General features: G+C 44.4%; 13 protein-coding genes, 1 other RNA gene and 2 pseudogenes. 10 read left to right on the top strand and 6 right to left on the bottom strand.

Annotated features, from left to right (window positions below; all coding sequences use genetic code 11):
* A pseudogene (locus L5M18_RS06385) lies at positions 1–142 on the bottom strand (IS4 family transposase); the annotation flags it as partial.
* Positions 143–249: 107 nt separating this feature from the next.
* On the opposite strand from L5M18_RS06385, the pseudogene L5M18_RS06380 reads away from it, so the two are divergent.
* Positions 250–1,455, top strand: a pseudogene (locus L5M18_RS06380) (methyl-accepting chemotaxis protein); the annotation flags it as partial.
* 332 nt (positions 1,456–1,787) lie between these two features.
* Positions 1,788–2,012: a TIGR02922 family protein gene (locus L5M18_RS06375; RefSeq protein ID WP_263196288.1), complete on the top strand. Its 225-nt coding sequence runs from the start codon at positions 1,788–1,790 to the stop codon at positions 2,010–2,012.
* A gap of 176 nt (positions 2,013–2,188) precedes the next feature.
* Here the strand turns inward: L5M18_RS06375 and L5M18_RS06370 are convergent, their stop codons facing one another.
* A complete protein-coding gene (locus tag L5M18_RS06370; RefSeq protein ID WP_263196280.1) occupies positions 2,189–2,770 on the bottom strand; it encodes a TetR/AcrR family transcriptional regulator in 582 nt (193 codons plus the stop codon).
* Positions 2,771–2,903: 133 nt separating this feature from the next.
* On the opposite strand from L5M18_RS06370, the gene L5M18_RS06365 reads away from it, so the two are divergent.
* On the top strand, positions 2,904–3,971 hold the full coding sequence (locus tag L5M18_RS06365) for an alkene reductase (RefSeq protein ID WP_212600007.1): 1,068 nt from the start codon (positions 2,904–2,906) through the stop codon (positions 3,969–3,971).
* Positions 3,972–4,042: 71 nt separating this feature from the next.
* Here the strand turns inward: L5M18_RS06365 and L5M18_RS06360 are convergent, their stop codons facing one another.
* Positions 4,043–6,460: a Lon protease family protein gene (locus L5M18_RS06360; RefSeq protein ID WP_263196279.1), complete on the bottom strand. Its 2,418-nt coding sequence runs from the start codon at positions 6,458–6,460 to the stop codon at positions 4,043–4,045.
* A 519-nt stretch (positions 6,461–6,979) separates the two neighbouring features.
* Here L5M18_RS06360 and L5M18_RS06355 point away from each other — a divergent pair.
* Together L5M18_RS06355 and L5M18_RS06350 are read left to right on the top strand one after the other, a co-directional pair.
* Positions 6,980–9,700: a bifunctional diguanylate cyclase/phosphodiesterase gene (locus L5M18_RS06355; RefSeq protein ID WP_263196277.1), complete on the top strand. Its 2,721-nt coding sequence runs from the start codon at positions 6,980–6,982 to the stop codon at positions 9,698–9,700.
* Positions 9,701–9,799: 99 nt separating this feature from the next.
* A complete protein-coding gene (locus L5M18_RS06350; protein WP_263196275.1) occupies positions 9,800–11,038 on the top strand; it encodes a DEAD/DEAH box helicase in 1,239 nt (412 codons plus the stop codon).
* Between the two features lie 182 nt (positions 11,039–11,220).
* Here L5M18_RS06350 and ssrA read toward each other — a convergent pair.
* Both ssrA and smpB read right to left on the bottom strand, forming a co-directional pair.
* Positions 11,221–11,576: a transfer-messenger RNA gene (ssrA, locus tag L5M18_RS06345) on the bottom strand.
* Positions 11,577–11,647: 71 nt separating this feature from the next.
* Entirely contained in the window at positions 11,648–12,139 is a 492-nt protein-coding gene (smpB, locus tag L5M18_RS06340) for an SsrA-binding protein SmpB (protein WP_006080832.1), read from the bottom strand.
* A gap of 278 nt (positions 12,140–12,417) precedes the next feature.
* Here smpB and L5M18_RS06335 point away from each other — a divergent pair, with 278 nt between their 5' ends.
* Both L5M18_RS06335 and L5M18_RS06330 read left to right on the top strand, forming a co-directional pair.
* The gene (locus L5M18_RS06335; RefSeq protein ID WP_028760728.1) at positions 12,418–12,855 is read left to right on the top strand and encodes a type II toxin-antitoxin system RatA family toxin; all 438 of its coding nucleotides are present in this window, start codon (positions 12,418–12,420) and stop codon (positions 12,853–12,855) included.
* Positions 12,845–13,177, top strand: a complete 333-nt coding sequence (locus L5M18_RS06330) for an RnfH family protein (protein WP_006080834.1) — start codon at positions 12,845–12,847, stop codon at positions 13,175–13,177. Before L5M18_RS06335 ends, L5M18_RS06330 begins: the two co-directional genes overlap by 11 nt.
* 89 nt (positions 13,178–13,266) lie before the next feature.
* Here the strand turns inward: L5M18_RS06330 and L5M18_RS06325 are convergent, their stop codons facing one another.
* Positions 13,267–13,758 carry an outer membrane protein assembly factor BamE gene (locus L5M18_RS06325; RefSeq protein ID WP_028760727.1) on the bottom strand — a complete coding sequence of 164 codons (492 nt, stop codon included), beginning with the start codon at positions 13,756–13,758 and terminating at the stop codon, positions 13,267–13,269.
* Between the two features lie 427 nt (positions 13,759–14,185).
* Here L5M18_RS06325 and L5M18_RS06320 point away from each other — a divergent pair, with 427 nt between their 5' ends.
* The 3 genes from L5M18_RS06320 to L5M18_RS06310 all read left to right on the top strand — a co-directional run bounded on the left by L5M18_RS06320 (position 14,186) and on the right by L5M18_RS06310 (position 17,045).
* Positions 14,186–14,977, top strand: a complete 792-nt coding sequence (locus tag L5M18_RS06320; RefSeq protein WP_028760726.1) for an SAM-dependent methyltransferase — start codon at positions 14,186–14,188, stop codon at positions 14,975–14,977.
* Between the two features lie 58 nt (positions 14,978–15,035).
* On the top strand, positions 15,036–15,248 hold the full coding sequence (locus tag L5M18_RS06315) for a hypothetical protein (RefSeq protein WP_168823362.1): 213 nt from the start codon (positions 15,036–15,038) through the stop codon (positions 15,246–15,248).
* 63 nt (positions 15,249–15,311) lie between these two features.
* Positions 15,312–17,045 (top strand): GGDEF domain-containing protein, encoded by a 1,734-nt coding sequence (locus tag L5M18_RS06310; protein ID WP_263196286.1) that lies wholly within the window; start codon positions 15,312–15,314, stop codon positions 17,043–17,045.
* Positions 17,046–17,173 lie beyond the last annotated feature (128 nt).

The raw sequence follows: 17,173 nt of genomic DNA, 5'->3' as shown, positions 1-17,173 counted from the left end.
AATTTCGACCTAACTCAGTCAAGGTCAGTGTCTTACATTCAATCAGTGCCTTAGAGGCCAGCATCAAGCTGTTTAATCGTTTTAGGTGAAGTTCTGGGCAGTATTGGTGTAAAGAATGTTGTAGGATATTGGCTTCGCGCATCTTGTTGTCCAAGTGTAGTTTTTAGCGAAACCATTTGATCATGCAACAAGATGCGCTTCCACCCTAATTTGATGATTTATTTGTAAATCATCAGGGGATTCTTCAGCACTACGGCCCAACTTGGCGATAATGCGGCAGATATTTTAGGCCAAGCTCAAGAGGCTGAGCGCGTTAGCGTGCAGGGACGAAGTCAAGCTCAGAAAGGTGTTGCAGCCATTCATTCACTGAGTACGGATATTGATACTGCCGCTGAGCAAGTGCAGGCGCTTAAATCAAGAGCCGAAGAAATCCAAAAAATTACCGAAGTGATTAACTCCGTTGCCGAGCAAACTAATCTGTTGGCGTTAAATGCGGCTATCGAAGCGGCCCGTGCGGGAGAGCAGGGTCGAGGTTTTGCGGTAGTGGCAGACGAAGTACGCAGCCTTGCGGGGAAAACGGCGGGTGCAACCCAAGATATTGGCAAAATGCTATTAGAAATCCGCAGTGAAACGGATAAAACTTCTGGGCTGATGGAAAGGGTCGTAACGCAAACCGCCGATGTGGTCGCGGCTATGGGCGAGTTAGACGCGCACTTTACTGAGATTTCGGCTTCTGTGACTCAATCGGCCCATGCCTTAGGTGATATGGAAGATTCACTCAAACAATATAACAACACTACTAACGACATTAGCCGCTCGGTGACTCAAATTCGTGACTCGTTAAATTCGACGGGTAAACAGAGTCATAGCGTATCCGAGCAGGCCTTTACTTTATCCTTGACCACTGAGGGTATTTTTAAAGCGCTGTCTAAATGGGATACACAAACCTTCGATCAGCAGGTTCTGCAATTGGCGAATGTTGCCGCTAAAGCGTGCGGTGACAAGTTAGCACAAGGTTTAGCCAGTGGCAGTTTTAGCGAGGCTGATTTGTTTAATCCTAAATACCAACCTATTACCAATACTCAGCCGCAGAAATACAGCACGGCTTTCGATCGTTATACCGATCAGCATTTTCCAACAATTCAAGAGCCCATTCTGGCAAAACACAGCGAAATTATTTATGCGGGAGCCGTTGATAGGAAAGGTTATTTTCCGACCCATAATAAACGCTTTAGCCAAGCACTGACAGGCAAAGTTGAGGTTGATATGGTGCACAATCGAACCAAACGCTTGTTTAATGATCCGACAGGGATCCGTTGCGGCGCCCATACTGAACCTGTGCTATTGCAAACTTATAAACGCGATACGGGCGAAGTGATGCACGACTTGTCGGTGCCCATTTTTGTAAACGGTAAACATTGGGGCGGATTTCGAGTGGGATTTAAAGCTAAGTAGATTACTGATAACTCAAATTTAGGTTATTTACTCTAAAAAATGCATAAAAACGCATCTTTATTTGTGTCTTATATGTGATCGATAGTGGGTAATTGATTAACATAATAGAAATAGATTGGCATCTTTTTGCCGAAGTGCTTAAATAGCTCAAGGTGTACAGTATAAGACAGTATTGTATCCAATAAAAAATCATAAAATTTGAATAAGACCTTAAATAATTGATTTAAAATGTTTAAAATATCTTTCTGGATATTTTAAAATGTTGAGGACAGGGAGCTCTCTTGCGACGTAAATATAACGCAGTAGATGCTGCTTAATGTGAGTTAAATATGATGCAAGCAAATCAAGCGACTGTAACTGTTTTATATTATGATGCGCCCGTAGGGTTAATTATGCACAACGCCGTATTAGGTAATTTGCCAGTGAGTGAAGCTGGGCGTGTGATGATACCTGGAAGTTTCCGCAAGGGAAAATCTATCATTGCTGTACTTGAAGGTGAGTGTAAGATATTGAATTCATTAGGCGAGCGAGTGTTTGCTCAAGCTAATATAGGTTAACATTTTAAACTAATCGTCATTCTTGGGACGAATAATTCGCTTTGCTAAATTATCGTCCCGACATCTTCTGCAAAAACTTTATTCAATCCATCTATTTCTATTAATGTTAGCGCTTGTTCGCCTAATCATATTCGGTTAGTCATTTAGATATTTACTGTCCCACAAATTAACGCACTTTAATGGCAGACTTCTGCCAATAATTGATCTGCAAGGTACTGTAAGGTTTCGGTATTAGGATGGGTGTGGGCGAAGGTTCTTAAACCATAAATTCCCATCATTAAATATTGGGCTCTTTGCTCGCTGCTGCGATCGCCTTGGAGGAGTCCTTGTAACGTTGCGGTGGCAAATTGTAGCGTGAGTGTTTGCTGCCAAGATTGTAGATACTGATTGATGATGTCTCGGATCTCAACATCTTGCTCTGCAATTTCATTTAACGCTTTTGTCAGTAAGCAAGCTTGGGCGCTATCGCAACTCAGACATTCAATAACGAGATGATCTAAGTAGGTTTTCAAATTAGTCAGCACATTCTCGCCATTGCCGAATAGATTGTTGAATTGTTCGTTTCTGTCGAGTTGATATTGCTCAATGGCCGCGATTAATAACCCGCGTTTATTGGTGAAGGCACAGTAAATCGACCCCGGATGTAATCCCGTGGCTTGAGTAAGATCTTGCATGCTCGTTTTGGTGTAACCCTTGTGCATGAAGGCGGCCATAGCGCCGCGAAGTACCTGTTCTCGGTCGAACTCTGCATTACGCATCGAATTTCATTCACTTGTATAGAAACGCTTAGGCCAGATTCTACCTAAATTTGAACAAACATTCAAAAATGAACTTGAATGATCGTTCAAATAATAATATCTTGAATGCATATTCAAGAATGGAACTGAGAAAATGACCACACAAACCACGCCAAATTCATTGGTAAATCTGTTCGATACCTACTCACTTAATGACACTATTACCTTAAATAATCGTATTTTAATGGCACCTTTAACCCGTTGTATGGCGGATGCCGATTTAGTGCCGACCGATGATATGGTCGCCTATTATGCACGCCGCGCCGAAGCGGGTTTGATCATCACAGAGGCGACGATTATTCGTCCCGATGCTCAAGGTTATCCAAATACCCCTGGTATTTTTACTCAAGCGCAAATTGCTGGCTGGCGTAAAGTGACCGATGCTGTACATGCCAATGGCGGTAAGATTTTTGTGCAGTTATGGCATACGGGCCGTGTTGCTCATCCACACTTTTTCGGTGGTGGTGATGTGCTTGCTGCATCAGCACAGAAGATTGAAGGCAGCGTGCCAAGAATGCGCGAACTGACATATGTCACGCCAAAACCTGCCACACTTGAGGATATTCAAGGCCTAGTGCGTGATTACGCCAAAGCGGCGGAAAATGCCATTGAAGCTGGGTTCGATGGCGTCGAAATCCACGGTGCAAATGGTTATTTGATTGACACTTTCTTACACCATGACAGCAATCGCCGCACCGATGAATACGGTGGCACTCCAGCCAATATGTCCCGCTTTGCGCTTGAGGTTGTCGATGCTGTTGTGGCTCGTATCGGCAAAGACAGAACCGGTTTACGGATTTCTCCAGGGGCTTATTTCAATATGGCGGCAGATAGTCGTGACCGCGAAGTGTTCGATTACTTCTTGCCTGAGCTGGAATCCCGCGATATCGCTTTTGTGCATATTGGGATTTTCGATGACAGCATGGAATTCGATTATCTTGGTGGCAGAGCTTCAAGCTATGTGCGCGCACACTATGGCAAAACCTTAGTGGGAGTTGGAAGCTACAGCGCTGAAACTGCCAGTGAAGCGATTGCGGCGAATAAGTTTGATTTGATTGCTATTGGTCGCCCATTCATTGCCAATCCTGACTATGTTGCTCGCGTGCGTGATGGCGTTGAACTGGTTCCTTACAGCGACGAAATGCTAGCAAGCTTAGTGTAATTTCATTTAATAGCTGAATAAAGAAAGGGTTAGCATGTGCTAACCCTTTTCGTTTGTCTCGTGCCTTTTATTTAATCCGCTTTAACTAAGGATCTGAGTGCGGTGAGTTTTTGCTGAGCGATGCTGAAAATGCTCTCGGGAGAATATTGCCCTTGGCTAGGTGCGGCCGTTTGCGGCAAACTTCCTGCGGTTTTACCGAGCAGTAACTCCATTGCTTGAGTCACATGGGTAATAGCCCAAATATGGAATTCCCCCTGTGCCACTGCATCGACAATGTCTTTGCGCAGCATAAGGTTGGCCATGTTCGAGGCAGGAATAATCACCCCTTGCTCCGGTGTACGGCCTTTTATTTTACAAACATCGAAGAAGCCTTCAATTTTTTCATTCACGCCGCCAATGGGTTGAGCCTCGCCAAATTGGTTCATCGAACCTGTGATGGCAATATCTTGCCTTAGTGCTTGCTCGCTAATGGCCGAGATAATCGCGCAACATTCGGCCATTGAGGCGCTGTCACCGTCCACACCGCTGTATGATTGTTCGAAGGTGAGGTAAGTGGTGAGCGGGATTTGCGCCGTCTTACCTAAAACTGAGGCTAAATAAGCGGTTAAGATCAACACGCCCTTAGAATGGATCCGGCCTCCAAGTTTGACTCTGTGCTCGATATCCATCACTTCACCCTTACCAAACGCTGTGGTTGCTGTGATGCGATTGGGCATACCAAACTGATGATCTGAGGTCGAGATGACGGATAAGGCATTGATTTGCCCAACCACTTTGCCCTGAGTGCTAATCAAGGTCGTGCCGTTGGTAAAGCTTTGCATTATGTTGTCGTGCAGACGCGAGACTCTTTGCTCCTGATTTCGCAGTGCTTGCTCAACGTGCGGTACTAAAATTTGCTGACTGCCCGAAGATTTAGCGCAGTAGTTTGATTCCCGCAGTAGGTTGGCAATATTGGCCGAGTGTAGCGACAGTTTTTGTTGATCTTCGGCTTCCCGCGAGCTGTATTCAATGATGCGCGCTATGGCGGCGCGGTCGCAGTGCAGCATGTTGTTGTCGTGAACTATGCTCGAAATAAAGCGGGCATAGTGCGCCTCAGAAGTTGAGGTTCTGTCCATCACATCTTCAAAATCGGCGGTAACGCGGAATAACTCACTGAAGTCAGGATCATAGTGCTGTAACAGCTGATAAGTTTCATGATCGCCAAACAGAATAATTTTCACATCTAAGGGGATAGGCTCAGGCGCTAATGAAATAGTGCCCGACAGTGACACTTCCCGCTCGAGTGAACTTAAATCGAGTTTGCGTGAACGCAGGGCGCGTTTTAACCCGTCCCACACGTAAGGGCGTTCTAACACTTTTACCGCATCCATTAATAGCACGCCGCCGTTAGCTTTGTGCAGACTGCCAGAGCGGATAAGTGAGAAGTCGGTGAACACTGTCCCCCTGAAGGTGGCATTTTCCACATAGCCAAATAGGCTGTGATAACTTGGGCTTTCTTCTACGACAATAGGGAATTTTTGAGTCCCTTGAGCGACCAAAACGTTAACTTGGTAGCGGCGGGGCATTTTCTTTTCAAGGGAAGCGTAGGCTAGGCCCAGTTGTTCTTCACTTTCTTCTAAAAAGATATCTAAATTGTCTAAGATATCCGCCTGCATACCGGTTAAGAAAGTCCGCGCTTCTGGCTGGTGCTTGAACTTATCTTTGAGTGGCTTAATAAAATGGATTAATACTTCTTTGGCGACTTGTTCGTCATGCTCTTGCTGCTTGTCGCTGAATTCTTCTTCCCATTCAGTGATTTGGCGAATAATACCGCGCAGTTTAACTTCTAGGCCATTGATATTACTTTCAAATTGACTACGTTCAGTCTCTGTCAATGCTTCGAATGAAGCTTCGTCATGGGGTTCTTCACCATTGAGCGCTACCATTTGATAGTCGCCCTGCATGGTTAAACTGAGGCTGATGCCTTTTTGTTTCGCTTCTTCGGTTAATTCAGTGAGTGCGACTTCTTGTTTCTGTGATAATTGGCTTTTGAGCTTTTCGGTGCGGGCATAATACATTTCATTATCAAAGGCTAAAGGCATAGCTTTGACAAGTTTAAGCATCAACTTTTCGACGGCTTTTTTAAATTCAAGCCCAGTCCCTGCGCTCAGTTTCAGTACTTTAGGGCAACGGGTATCATCGAAATTAACCACATAGCACCAATCGTACAGGGTATGGTCGTTTGGCTCGTGACGGCTTAGGTAACGCAGCATCATGGTCCGTTTGCCGAGGCCGTTCTGACCTATGGCGTAGATGTTGTAACCCTTTTCTTTAATTCCCATTGCAAACTCTACCGCTTGCTGGGCGCGTTCTTGGCCGACAATATCATTGAGAGGTGTGAGTTCTGCTGTCGATTGGCAATCTGTGCTTAATTGGTCGAGTTCGCAAATGCGATATAATTGTTTACTGTTGAGCAGGGTAGCTTGGCTTGATACGACGTCAGTGGGCATAAATATCCTTGGTTTTTCAGCCTTATTATTTCCATTGTAGACAATAAGATAGCATTTTTGTCAATCAAAACCCTGTTATTGCTGATATATGTCTTTAGGGATGGTTTTCTCTCGCTAAGAAAGTGCTGAATTATCGGGGGAAGACTTAATTGATTAAGTCTAACTAATTGTTACTCAATAAACTTATCGCGATACTGACACTAAAATTTTGTGCTAAAGTAGCAAATGCAATGTTAGTTGGATTTACCCGTGCAAGCAGTCTGCTGGGTGTGAGTAAGTTAGTGTGAATTTTGATGGTTTGACCTCTACCACCCTAAAAGGTGGATATGATGGAGTAAGTTTTAGATCCAACCTTAGTGCCAATTGAGATGTATTGATTTGATGTTAAACGTAAAATTTTATGAGATTTTACTGTTTGGTTAACGTTTTCCCTCTGTAGCAATATTGGGCATGTGTTTAAGGTCTTACGGTATTCTCGCCGTAGGCCAATTGAGCAGTAACGAGATCTGAGTTGGCAAGATGATGATAGATGTACCTATTACGCAGCAACAGCTGGATAACTGGTTGAGTGACTTAAATTTAGTCGCTGAGATATCAAGCAGTAAAGCAATGTTATTAGCATGGAATGCTGCGGGTGAACTTAGCAGCATGTTAAGTTCAGACTCTGCGGCTGAAAGTGAAATACAGGCAATACTCAGCCACCTAAGTGGCAATCATTTGGCTAACACCCAGCCTGTTATAAGCCAGTCCGTTGCGATGCCGTCAATGGTCACACCATCTGAAATCGTTCCTAATCCCTTTGATATTATTGATAAACCTACTACTCCCCCGATAAGCAATGCTAAGTTGTCCAGCTTGAGTGAGCCGATTTCAGCATTGCCCCGATTAGGCAGTCATCAAATCACGGCTGCATTATCTGTATCACAGCTAACTGAGCAGGTACGTGAGCCTCTGTTAATTATGGATACTCGGCAGCACTCAGATTGGCACACTTGTAGCGCAATCGGCAGCGTGATTTGTTTGTCTCTCGCTTGGCCATCTGGGGCAAATTTTGGCTTTTTATGTTTCTATCATAACGAGGCTCACGGCGTAGATTCAAAAACGCTACAACTTGCCAAGCTTATCAGCGATAGCATTCAACATCAGTTAGGCGAGATATTGAGCCAACATAATGCGGCTGAAACATTAAGCCGAGGTTCACCGAGTCGTGTCGAAACGGTCGATTTACAAACTTTTATCGATAGTTTTGACGAACATATTTGGATGAAAAATGCCGCTGGCATTTACACTCTTTGCAATCGTAGTGTTGAGAATGCGTGGGAAATGCCCCGTAGTGAGATTGTTGGTAAATCCGATGTTGAACTCTTTGGTACTGATATTGCAGAGATTTTTCTAGAGGGTGATAGGCTCGCTATCGAGTCTGGTACGCCTATCATTGTCGCTGAGTGTTTAGATGGCTGTGAAGCTAAAAATCATCTTTGGTTAGAAACGCTAAAACTCCCAACACTCAATGCCAAGGGGGAGCTCGTGGGCGTTATCGGTATGACTCGCAACATCTCCAAGCATAAAGCAGTTGAAGAACAGCTGACACTGGCGACCAATGTGTTTAAAAACTCGGTTGAAGGTGTCGTTGTGACCGATCGGCATGGCAATATTACCGACGTTAACGGTGCATTTTTTGAGATCACAGGTTATGTGAGGGAAGAGTTACTCGGCCAGAATCCTCGGATTTTTAGTTCGGGTCGGCATGATAAAGATTTTTTCGATAAACTCTGGAATACCTTGTTTACTCAAGGTAAATGGAATGGCGAAATTTGGAATCGGCGCAAGAACGGCACGATTTTTCCGCAAAATATCACCATAAGCACTATTTATGATGACGTTGGAGATGTGCGTTATTTTGTCGCTGTGTTTGCCGATATTTCAGCCCAGAAAGAGAATGAAGCGCAACTCACGCACTTAGCGTATTTTGACCCGCTAACGCATTTGCCCAATCGCATGAAGTTCATGATGCAGCTTAAGCAAGAAGTGCGACAAGCTAAGCGGCTGAATTTGCAATTAGCGACAGTGATGATTGATGTCGATTTGTTCAAGCATATCAACGACAGTTTTGGCCACAGTATAGGCGATGAAATGTTAGTTGAGCTTGCCAAGCGTTTACGCAGCCAAGTAGGCGATCAGGATGTGTTATCACGGATTGGTGGCGATGAGTTTGTGGCATTGATTTCAGGGATCGACAATAGTGCAGATGCCGCAGTTGCCATAAATCAATTGCGCCAAGTGTTTGAGCAACCTTTTATTGTGAGCACGGGCGACCACTTACGTTTAACGGCGAGTATGGGCGTTTCTTTGTATCCAAATGATGGAACCGATGCGGACACTTTACTGCGTAACGCCGATGCGGCCATGTATCGCGCCAAAAATGATGGCCGCAATAATTATGCTTTTTATACAGAGTCCTTAACTCAACAGTCTTTTGAGCATCTTAAGCTGCAAAGTGCCCTCTACGGCGCGATTGAGCAAAATGCTTTGTACTTAATGTACCAGCCAAAACTTGATTTAGTGACTCGACAAACCGTGGGATTTGAAGCGCTACTGCGTTGGCACGATCCTCAACTGGGGTTGATTTCTCCCGCGATATTTATTCCTGTGGCAGAAAAAATAGGTCTTATCCATGAAATTGGCTTATGGGTTTTAGAAACCGCTTGCCGTCAAGGCATGCGCTGGCTTAGTGAAGGCAAACATTTTGGCCGTATTGCCGTGAACGTGGCAGGACAACAGTTACAGCGCAGTTCCTTTGTGGATGATGTGAAACGTGTCTTAGCTGAAACGGGTTTGCCCGCCAAGCATTTAGAGCTTGAAGTGACCGAAAGTGTGATGATGCAGAACCCTGATCTTGCTATCCGTGACTTAAAGCGACTTGGCGATCTGGGCATCGAATTATCGGTTGATGATTTTGGTACTGGCTATTCATCGCTCAACTATTTGAAAAAACTGCCTATTCATAAATTGAAAATTGATCAATCTTTTGTGCGAGACATTCCCTTCGATACCAACAATACCGCTATCGCTAAGGCTGTGATTGCGCTTGGACATGCGTTGAAGCTGGAAATTATCGCTGAAGGGGTTGAAACTAAAGAGCAAGCTGATTTTCTGCAACAAAACCAGTGCGATCAAGCCCAAGGTTATCTCTTTAGTCGTCCGCAGCTAGCTGAAGATCTCGACGCATTTTTATCGTAAAACAAGTTTGCATATAACAAGAGGACTAGCGCTATGCCGCTAGTCGCTTAGGGTTGTGTCTGCTAAAATTCTAGCCATTATTTTCAGTGGTTAACCGCAATGTCTTTTAGTGCCTTATCCTTAAACTCCACGTTAGTTAATACCTTAGCGGTTCTTGGCTATGAATCGCCAACGCCAATCCAGTTAGAAGCGATCCCTGCCATCTTAGCTAAACGGGATGTGATGGCTGGCGCCCAAACGGGTACAGGCAAAACCGCTGCGTTCGCCTTGCCTATCTTGCATCATTTGTTGGCTCTCAGCCCTTCGCAAGAATTAATAACTGTGAGACCCGTACGCGCATTAGTCTTAGTGCCGACACGTGAACTGGCGGTGCAGGTACAGCAGAGTTTTGTTAAGTACGCTAAAGGGACTGATATTCGTATCGGTATCGCCTACGGCGGTGTGAGTATCGATGCGCAGGTCGCTGTGTTTAATGCAGGGATTGATGTGTTAATCGCAACACCGGGTCGCTTACTTGACCACCTTAGGCAAGGTGCATTAAATCTTAAGCAATTGAGTGTGCTTGTTTTTGATGAAGCCGACCGCATGCTCGACATGGGGTTTATGGATGAAATTCAAGCCGTGCTCAAGCAAGTACCGAGTGACAGACAAACCCTGTTATTTTCTGCCACTTTAGATGCCGCTATCTTCAGCTTAAGTAAAACCTTACTGCGCGATCCCAAGTTGATTGAAGTTGCCAAGCGCAACACGACCGCTGCCGAAATTGAACAAGTGGTTTATGCCGTCGACGCCGACCGTAAAACCGAACTCGTCAGCCATCTGGTACGCAGTAAAAACTGGCATCAAGTGTTGATTTTTAGCCGCACTAAGCAAGGCGTCGATAAACTGGTTCAGCAACTCAATAAAGCCGATATTATCACTCAGGCGTTTCACGGTGACTTGTCTCAAGGCGCGCGCGAGAAAGTTTTGCAGGAATTTAAACAAGGCAAAATTCAAGTGCTAGTGGCAACGGATGTCGCCGCCAGAGGCCTAGATATCGTCGAGCTTAAATATGTGATCAACTTTGAGCTACCCTTTATCGCCGAAGATTATATTCATCGTATCGGTCGCACAGGTCGAGCGGGTAGTGCAGGGCTTGCCATCACCCTCTTTAGTCAAGAGGACTCCCTATTATTGGAAGAAGTTGAAGTTGTGCTCGACAAGCGTCTACCACAACAATGGTTACCTGGCTTTGAACCCGACTTTAATAAGATGGATACCGAACCTAGACGTAACGGCAAAGCGGCTCAGAAGCAAAGAGCGAAGAAACGGGCTTTGGGTGGAAAGGGGAAAAGGTAGGTTTTTAGGTGCGGCGTCTGAATGGCTGAATCTAATAGAGATTAGATCAAGTGACATGATTCATTTATCGACGCCAGTTCAGTTCCCGCCGCCGCATTTGAATTGATAGCTCGAAATGAGTAATAGCCTGAAAGTTCAAACAAAAAGGGCTTAACCTTGCGGTTAAGCCCTTCTGGTAAAATTGGTGGAGGCGGCGGGACTTGAACCCGCGTCCAGAACACCTACATCCAAGGCACTACATGCTTAGTCTCTCTTTTAATTAACCCGAATAAACTCCGAAAGACAGGATTTCATCGGGCGAGTCCGGTACTATTTCGCGGTTCACCCCCGGACGGAGTTCCCTCGCTATCAAATGTAAGATGACCATCTGTATACACCGCCCATTTGAGAGACCTGTGTCAGATGGCTAGCTAGCCTAAGCTGCTAGAGCGTAGTTATCGTCGTTTGCAACTATAACTGTGCGGCTTTTTACGAGGCCAACCGCCCCTCGGCATGCTCCCAGGGTTTCGTGAATCCTGTCGAATCCAGAATCGCCCCCAAGAATTTGATTGTAACCCGTAGCACTATGATCACCTAGCATCATTTGCTTCAAGTTCAATCGTTTGTTCATTATCCGTGCGTTTTTTCTTTTTTCATCACGCGGGCTTTTTCAACTTCCCATTCACGCGCTTTAGTATCTTCGCGCTTATCGTGATCTTTCTTACCTTTACCTAGACCAATTTCCACTTTCACCCATGCACCTTTACGCCAGTACATTGAGATAGGAATAATAGAGTAGCCTTGGCGCTCAACTAAGCCCGCTAGTTTATCTAGCTCTTTACGGCTGAGTAGCAGCTTTTTCAAGCGTAGGGGATCGCAGACAACGTGTGTCGATGCCGTATTCAAGGGAATAATGGTGCAGCCATGCATAAAGGCTTCGCCATTTTTCAGGAATACGTAACAGTCGGACAAGTTGACCTTACCCATACGGATAGATTTCACTTCCCATCCCATAAGGGATAGGCCGGCTTCCATTTTCTCTTCGAAACGGTATTCGAAGGTTGCGCGCTTATTACGTGCGATAGTCGCAGGCGCGGCTTTGCTTGAATTTTTCTTTACCATAGTGGCGCCATTATACGCACGGTGAATCAATTTGGTATTGATATAAGGGTTTATTTAGTTAATTTCAAGCCTCTATCGTGTTATTGCTGGTTTTTTGAGCGTGATTAGGGGGTTGAGTATCAGCCTAAGTGCACAAGGGGTGCGTTTTTTACGTATCGTGATAAAATCCGTGCAAATTTTGATTGCTGGCCTAAGTTGTTTATTGCACGTGCGTTATTTTCGTGCGTTTGAGTTTGCTTAGGTCGCTGTGAATACGTTAGTGAAGAGTACTAAGTCCTATGCCGCAAATTTCTCGAAGTGTGTTAGTCCGTTTTAGTGCGATGCAAATGTATGACTTAGTGAATGATGTCGAGTCGTATAAGGAATTTTTACCCGGTTGTGTGGGTGGCAAAGTCTTAGAATTTGATGGCAAGACTATGTTGGCATCTGTTGATGTGAGTAAAGCGGGGATCCGTAAGACATTTACGACTCGCAACCAAGTGGTTCCTGGTAAGAGTATTGATTTAACATTGGAAAATGGGCCCTTTAAGCATTTATTGGGGCAGTGGCGTTTTACTGAGCTGACTGAAGAGGCCTGCAAGGTAGAATTCGAGCTGAGTTTTGAGTTTTCAAGTTCGTTAGCCGATATGGCCTTTGGTAAAGTGTTTAATGATCTTATGGTATCAATGGTGACGGCATTTACGAGTCGCGCTAAGGTGATTTACAGTGACAAATGAGACAGATAAGTTTGTAGTTGATGTGGTTTACGCCTTGCCTACACAGCAAAAAGTGATTTCGGTGAATGTGAATCCCGGCACGTCAGCGATTGAGGTGGTGCGTTTAAGTAACATTGTAAGCTTTTTTCCTGAGATCGATTTAGATACGGTTAAGCTCGGTGTGTTTAGTAATGTGGTTAAGCATGACCAAGTGATTTTACCGGGGCAAAGGGTTGAGATTTATCGTCCTTTGATTGCTGATCCTAAGGATGTGCGTCGTCGCCGAGCAGATAAAGCTAAAGATGAAGGCCGCGCGAATAAAGTGACGGGTGGACGAGCTTAAATATTGACATCATAGCTCAATAAAAAAGCGCCCTTGGGCGCTTTTTTATATTTGATTGACTGAGAAGAGCATAAGCAAAGTTTAGGATATTACTTAATTGGTTTTTGAACTTGCGCTTCAGCTTGATTTTCTTTAACTAATGGCTTTTCATCGGCGCGCTGTGCTGGAATTTGTGGCACTAGCTCAGTTTTATTACCTGTTGGCAAGCTGCTTTGCTCTAGCGGCGTACTAAATTCTTTGCTTAGTTCATAATCGCCTTTCACTGAGGTAAGTTTATCGCCCGTAAAGTGCAGTATGAGTTCTTTATGCGTAATGCTGGCATCACGCCCACTCTTGTAGTGATACACATAGTACCAAGTATCGTCAGCAAAACTATCTCGTAATACCGGACGGCCGAGAATGTATTCGGCTTGTTCTTTGGTCATGTCAATGCGCAACTTTTCAACTTGTTGCGGTTCCATGTAGTTGCCCTGTGGAATGTCGGGCTTATAAATCAACCAATCGAACACGCTACAGGCACTGAGCGAAACAGAGAGCGCCACAGCGCCCAGTAGAGTAAGACTTTGCTTTTTATTGATCATTGTATGCGCTACTTCTGAAAATCTGGCGGCCATAATACCCAAGCATTCCCCCTCATGACAAGGGCAATCGGGCTTTGCAACCGTCATAGATCGAATTGTGTGACTTTTCGACCCAGTATGTTGGCTTTAGTTCTCAATCTTTAAGGATATTTATTCGCTGAAGTCATATGGGGCTAAGAGTATGATTTTCTGCTTCAGAGCCGTACAGGTTTACTGTTGGCTGGATTGGGAAAGAGTAAATGTGAGCGATTTCTTCTTTAAAGCCAAGCAATTAGTTAGTAAGTCGATAGACAGTATGTGTGGCGATAAACATAGTAATCTCGTTAAAATCAGATTAAAGTTACCGATATGTTTTTATTGTGTTCTTGTACTGTGGCTTTTTGTCGTGAGTTTGCAGTCTTCGAAATAAAATAGTGGGATAGATGCATTGGGTTCTTTAGTTTGTGTAGGTACGGGTTTACAACTGGCCGGACAGATCAGTGTGATGAGTCGTAGTTATATTGAGCACGCTGATGTCGTGTTTTCACTCTTGCCCGATGGTTTTTCGCAGCGTTGGATCCAGAACATTAATCCCAATGTCATCAATTTACAGCCGTTTTATGCACAAAATGGTGAAGTTAAAAATCGCCGAGAAACCTACGAACAAATGGTTAATTCTATATTGGAGGCCGTAAGGGCTGGCAAAAAAACCGTTTGTGCGCTCTATGGTCATCCTGGAGTCTTTGCCTGTGTTTCCCATATGGCGATTACGCGGGCGAGGGCTGAAGGGTTTTCAGCGAAGATGGAGCCGGGGATTTCGGCCGAGGCGTGTTTATGGGCTGATCTGGGTATTGACCCCGGCAGCTCTGGGCATCAAAGTTTTGAAGCTAGCCAGTTTATGTTTTTTAATCATGTGCCCGATCCGACAACCCATTTATTGTTATGGCAAATTGCGATTGCTGGTGAACATACCTTAACTCAGTTCCATACTACGAGTGACAGGCTGCAGATTTTGGTTGAACAACTGAATCAATGGTATCCGCGAGATCATCAAGTGGTGATCTACGAAGCTGCTAATCTGCCAGTTCAAGCCCCTAGAATTGAGTATTTGCCGTTGAGTAAGCTGCCCGAGGCAAACTTGTCTCCGATCAGTACTTTACTGATCCCGCCAGCAAAAAAACTCGAATACAACTATGCTATTTTAACTAAATTAGGCATTAGACCTGAAGATTTAGGCTAATTGTGAGTGCTGTACTTCTGAGCTGAATTCGGGAGTCATCATATAAATAAGGAAAGGTATGTCTGCATTATCGGATTTTTTTACCCAGTTAGGCCAAGATGCACTGCTGATGGAAGCGTATCAACAGGACCCTGAGGCGGTAATGCGCGCCCATGGGTTAACAGATGAAGAAATTAGCGCTGTAATGACAGGGGATATGACAAAACTAAAAGTTTTGAGTGGCGACCAAAATTATCAAACATTTATTTTAGTCAATCATGGTAATAATTAACTAATTTTGAAACGGTTACGTTGTGCCCTATTAGCCATCTTCGCCTTGTGTTCGACAGCTTTGATGGCTAACTCTCTCGATTTTGATCAGGCACTCAATGAGCTTGATGTATTACTGCAATCTGATCTTAGTGCTGCGCAGAAAAAGCTTGCCGAATATGAGAAAGAATTCAGTCGTTTAACTACAATACAACAAGGACGACTGAGGATAGATAGAGCGATAGGTTATTTTTTCATCGGTGAATATACTAAAGCGTTAGATGATCTACACCAAGCCGAAACCTTAGTGACAAATACTGATTTATTAGCGTCAGTTTATAGTTACAAAGCCACTGTATATATAGGGATACGTGACTATGACAAAGCCTTGGCTGCAGTTGCTCAAGCATTAGCCCTAGTGGTGAATATTGATGATGTCACGATTAAACGGCACTCATATTTAAGAATTGCCAATATTTATTCCGAAATGGATGCTTATAGCGATATGGGCCTTTATGCCAATAAGGTGCTACAACTCGCAAAGGAAACCGATGTCCGCGATATTTGTCATGCCAAATTGTTGCGCGCTATTTATTTACTCGGCGTGAAAAATCCCGACGCCTTCGATGCCTTCGAAGATAGCCGTCAATACTGTGATGCGAAGCAATTCCCCCTTCTGGCGACTATGTCGATAAAAGGCAAAGCTATGGTTTTGCAGGAGCGGGGCGATTTTTTAGGCGCGAGATCGATTCTGCTATTAGCTTTAAAAGGGTATGAAGCTTTTCAATTTCAGTTAGAAATCAGCCATGTACATGCACTACTTGCCGAGAATTACTTTGCCATGGGTGAGCAGGTTCAAGCGAAAAGTCACGCCGTTAAAGTGCTTTCATTCCCCGATGATAATAGCTACATCGAACATAAGCATATTACATATAAGGTATTTGCCGAACTGATGGCGGCGGATAAACAATTTGAGCAAGCCTATGAATACACAAGAAAAGAACAATATTATAATCAATTGATTTTTGACCAATCTAGAATGAAAACCCTCGCTTATCAGGCGGCTAAGTTTAATGCTGATGAACAGTCGCGTGAAATCAATTTACTCAATAAAGAGCGTGAACTTTACATCGCTCAGCAAATGGTAAAAGAGCGGGAATACACCAATATGCTGATGTTTATCACTATTCTAATGGGTGGGCTGTTCTTCCTTGGAATTTTGTTAGCCGTAGGTCAGATGCAGAAACGTAAGTTTATGCGTATGGCGAGAATGGATGCCTTAACAGGCATATTGAATCGTGGTGCAGGGCAAGAGTTGGGAGAAAACCTTTTTGTGCAAGCCACGGCTCGTAGCGGGGATTTCTGTGTCATTTTATTCGATTTAGATTTCTTCAAACGCATCAACGATTCTTTTGGTCATGGAACTGGCGATTGGGCGCTTAAAAAGGTGGTTGACTCCCTTAAATCCCATATCCGAAATGGTGATGTTTTTGCTCGTATCGGCGGTGAGGAGTTTGCAATTTTATTACCCTATGCCGATGAAGAGAAAGGCATGGAAGTGGCGGAGCAATGTCGAGCTCGTATCGAGGCCATTGATACCCAACATTCAGGGCATAAGTTCGTCATAACGGCAAGTTTTGGTGTGAGCGGTTTAATGGCTGATGATCTGAGTTTAGATCCATTATTCCACCGAGCCGACATGGCGCTCTATGCCGCTAAGGACAATGGTCGCAACACCGTAGTACGCTATTCTGACATATTAAAATGTGACAAGCAGGCAACTGATTTACGGCGTCATATCGCATCGCCCTCTGTGTAATGTAAGTCGAGTGAGCATTTAGTCTCATCCAGAGTTGGCAAGCCCTTACTGGTTTTATCCTTCCTTAGTTTATTGCTCGTTTTTTATTTTGCAGCCACTCACTAAAATGCAATAACAGTCTAAGGTGT

The sequence above is a fragment of the Shewanella sp. SM20 genome, from assembly GCF_025654545.1.
Classification (GTDB): domain Bacteria; phylum Pseudomonadota; class Gammaproteobacteria; order Enterobacterales; family Shewanellaceae; genus Shewanella; species Shewanella oncorhynchi.
The sequence above is the reverse complement of the archived record's forward strand: the minus strand, read 5'-3'. Positions and strand labels throughout refer to the sequence as shown.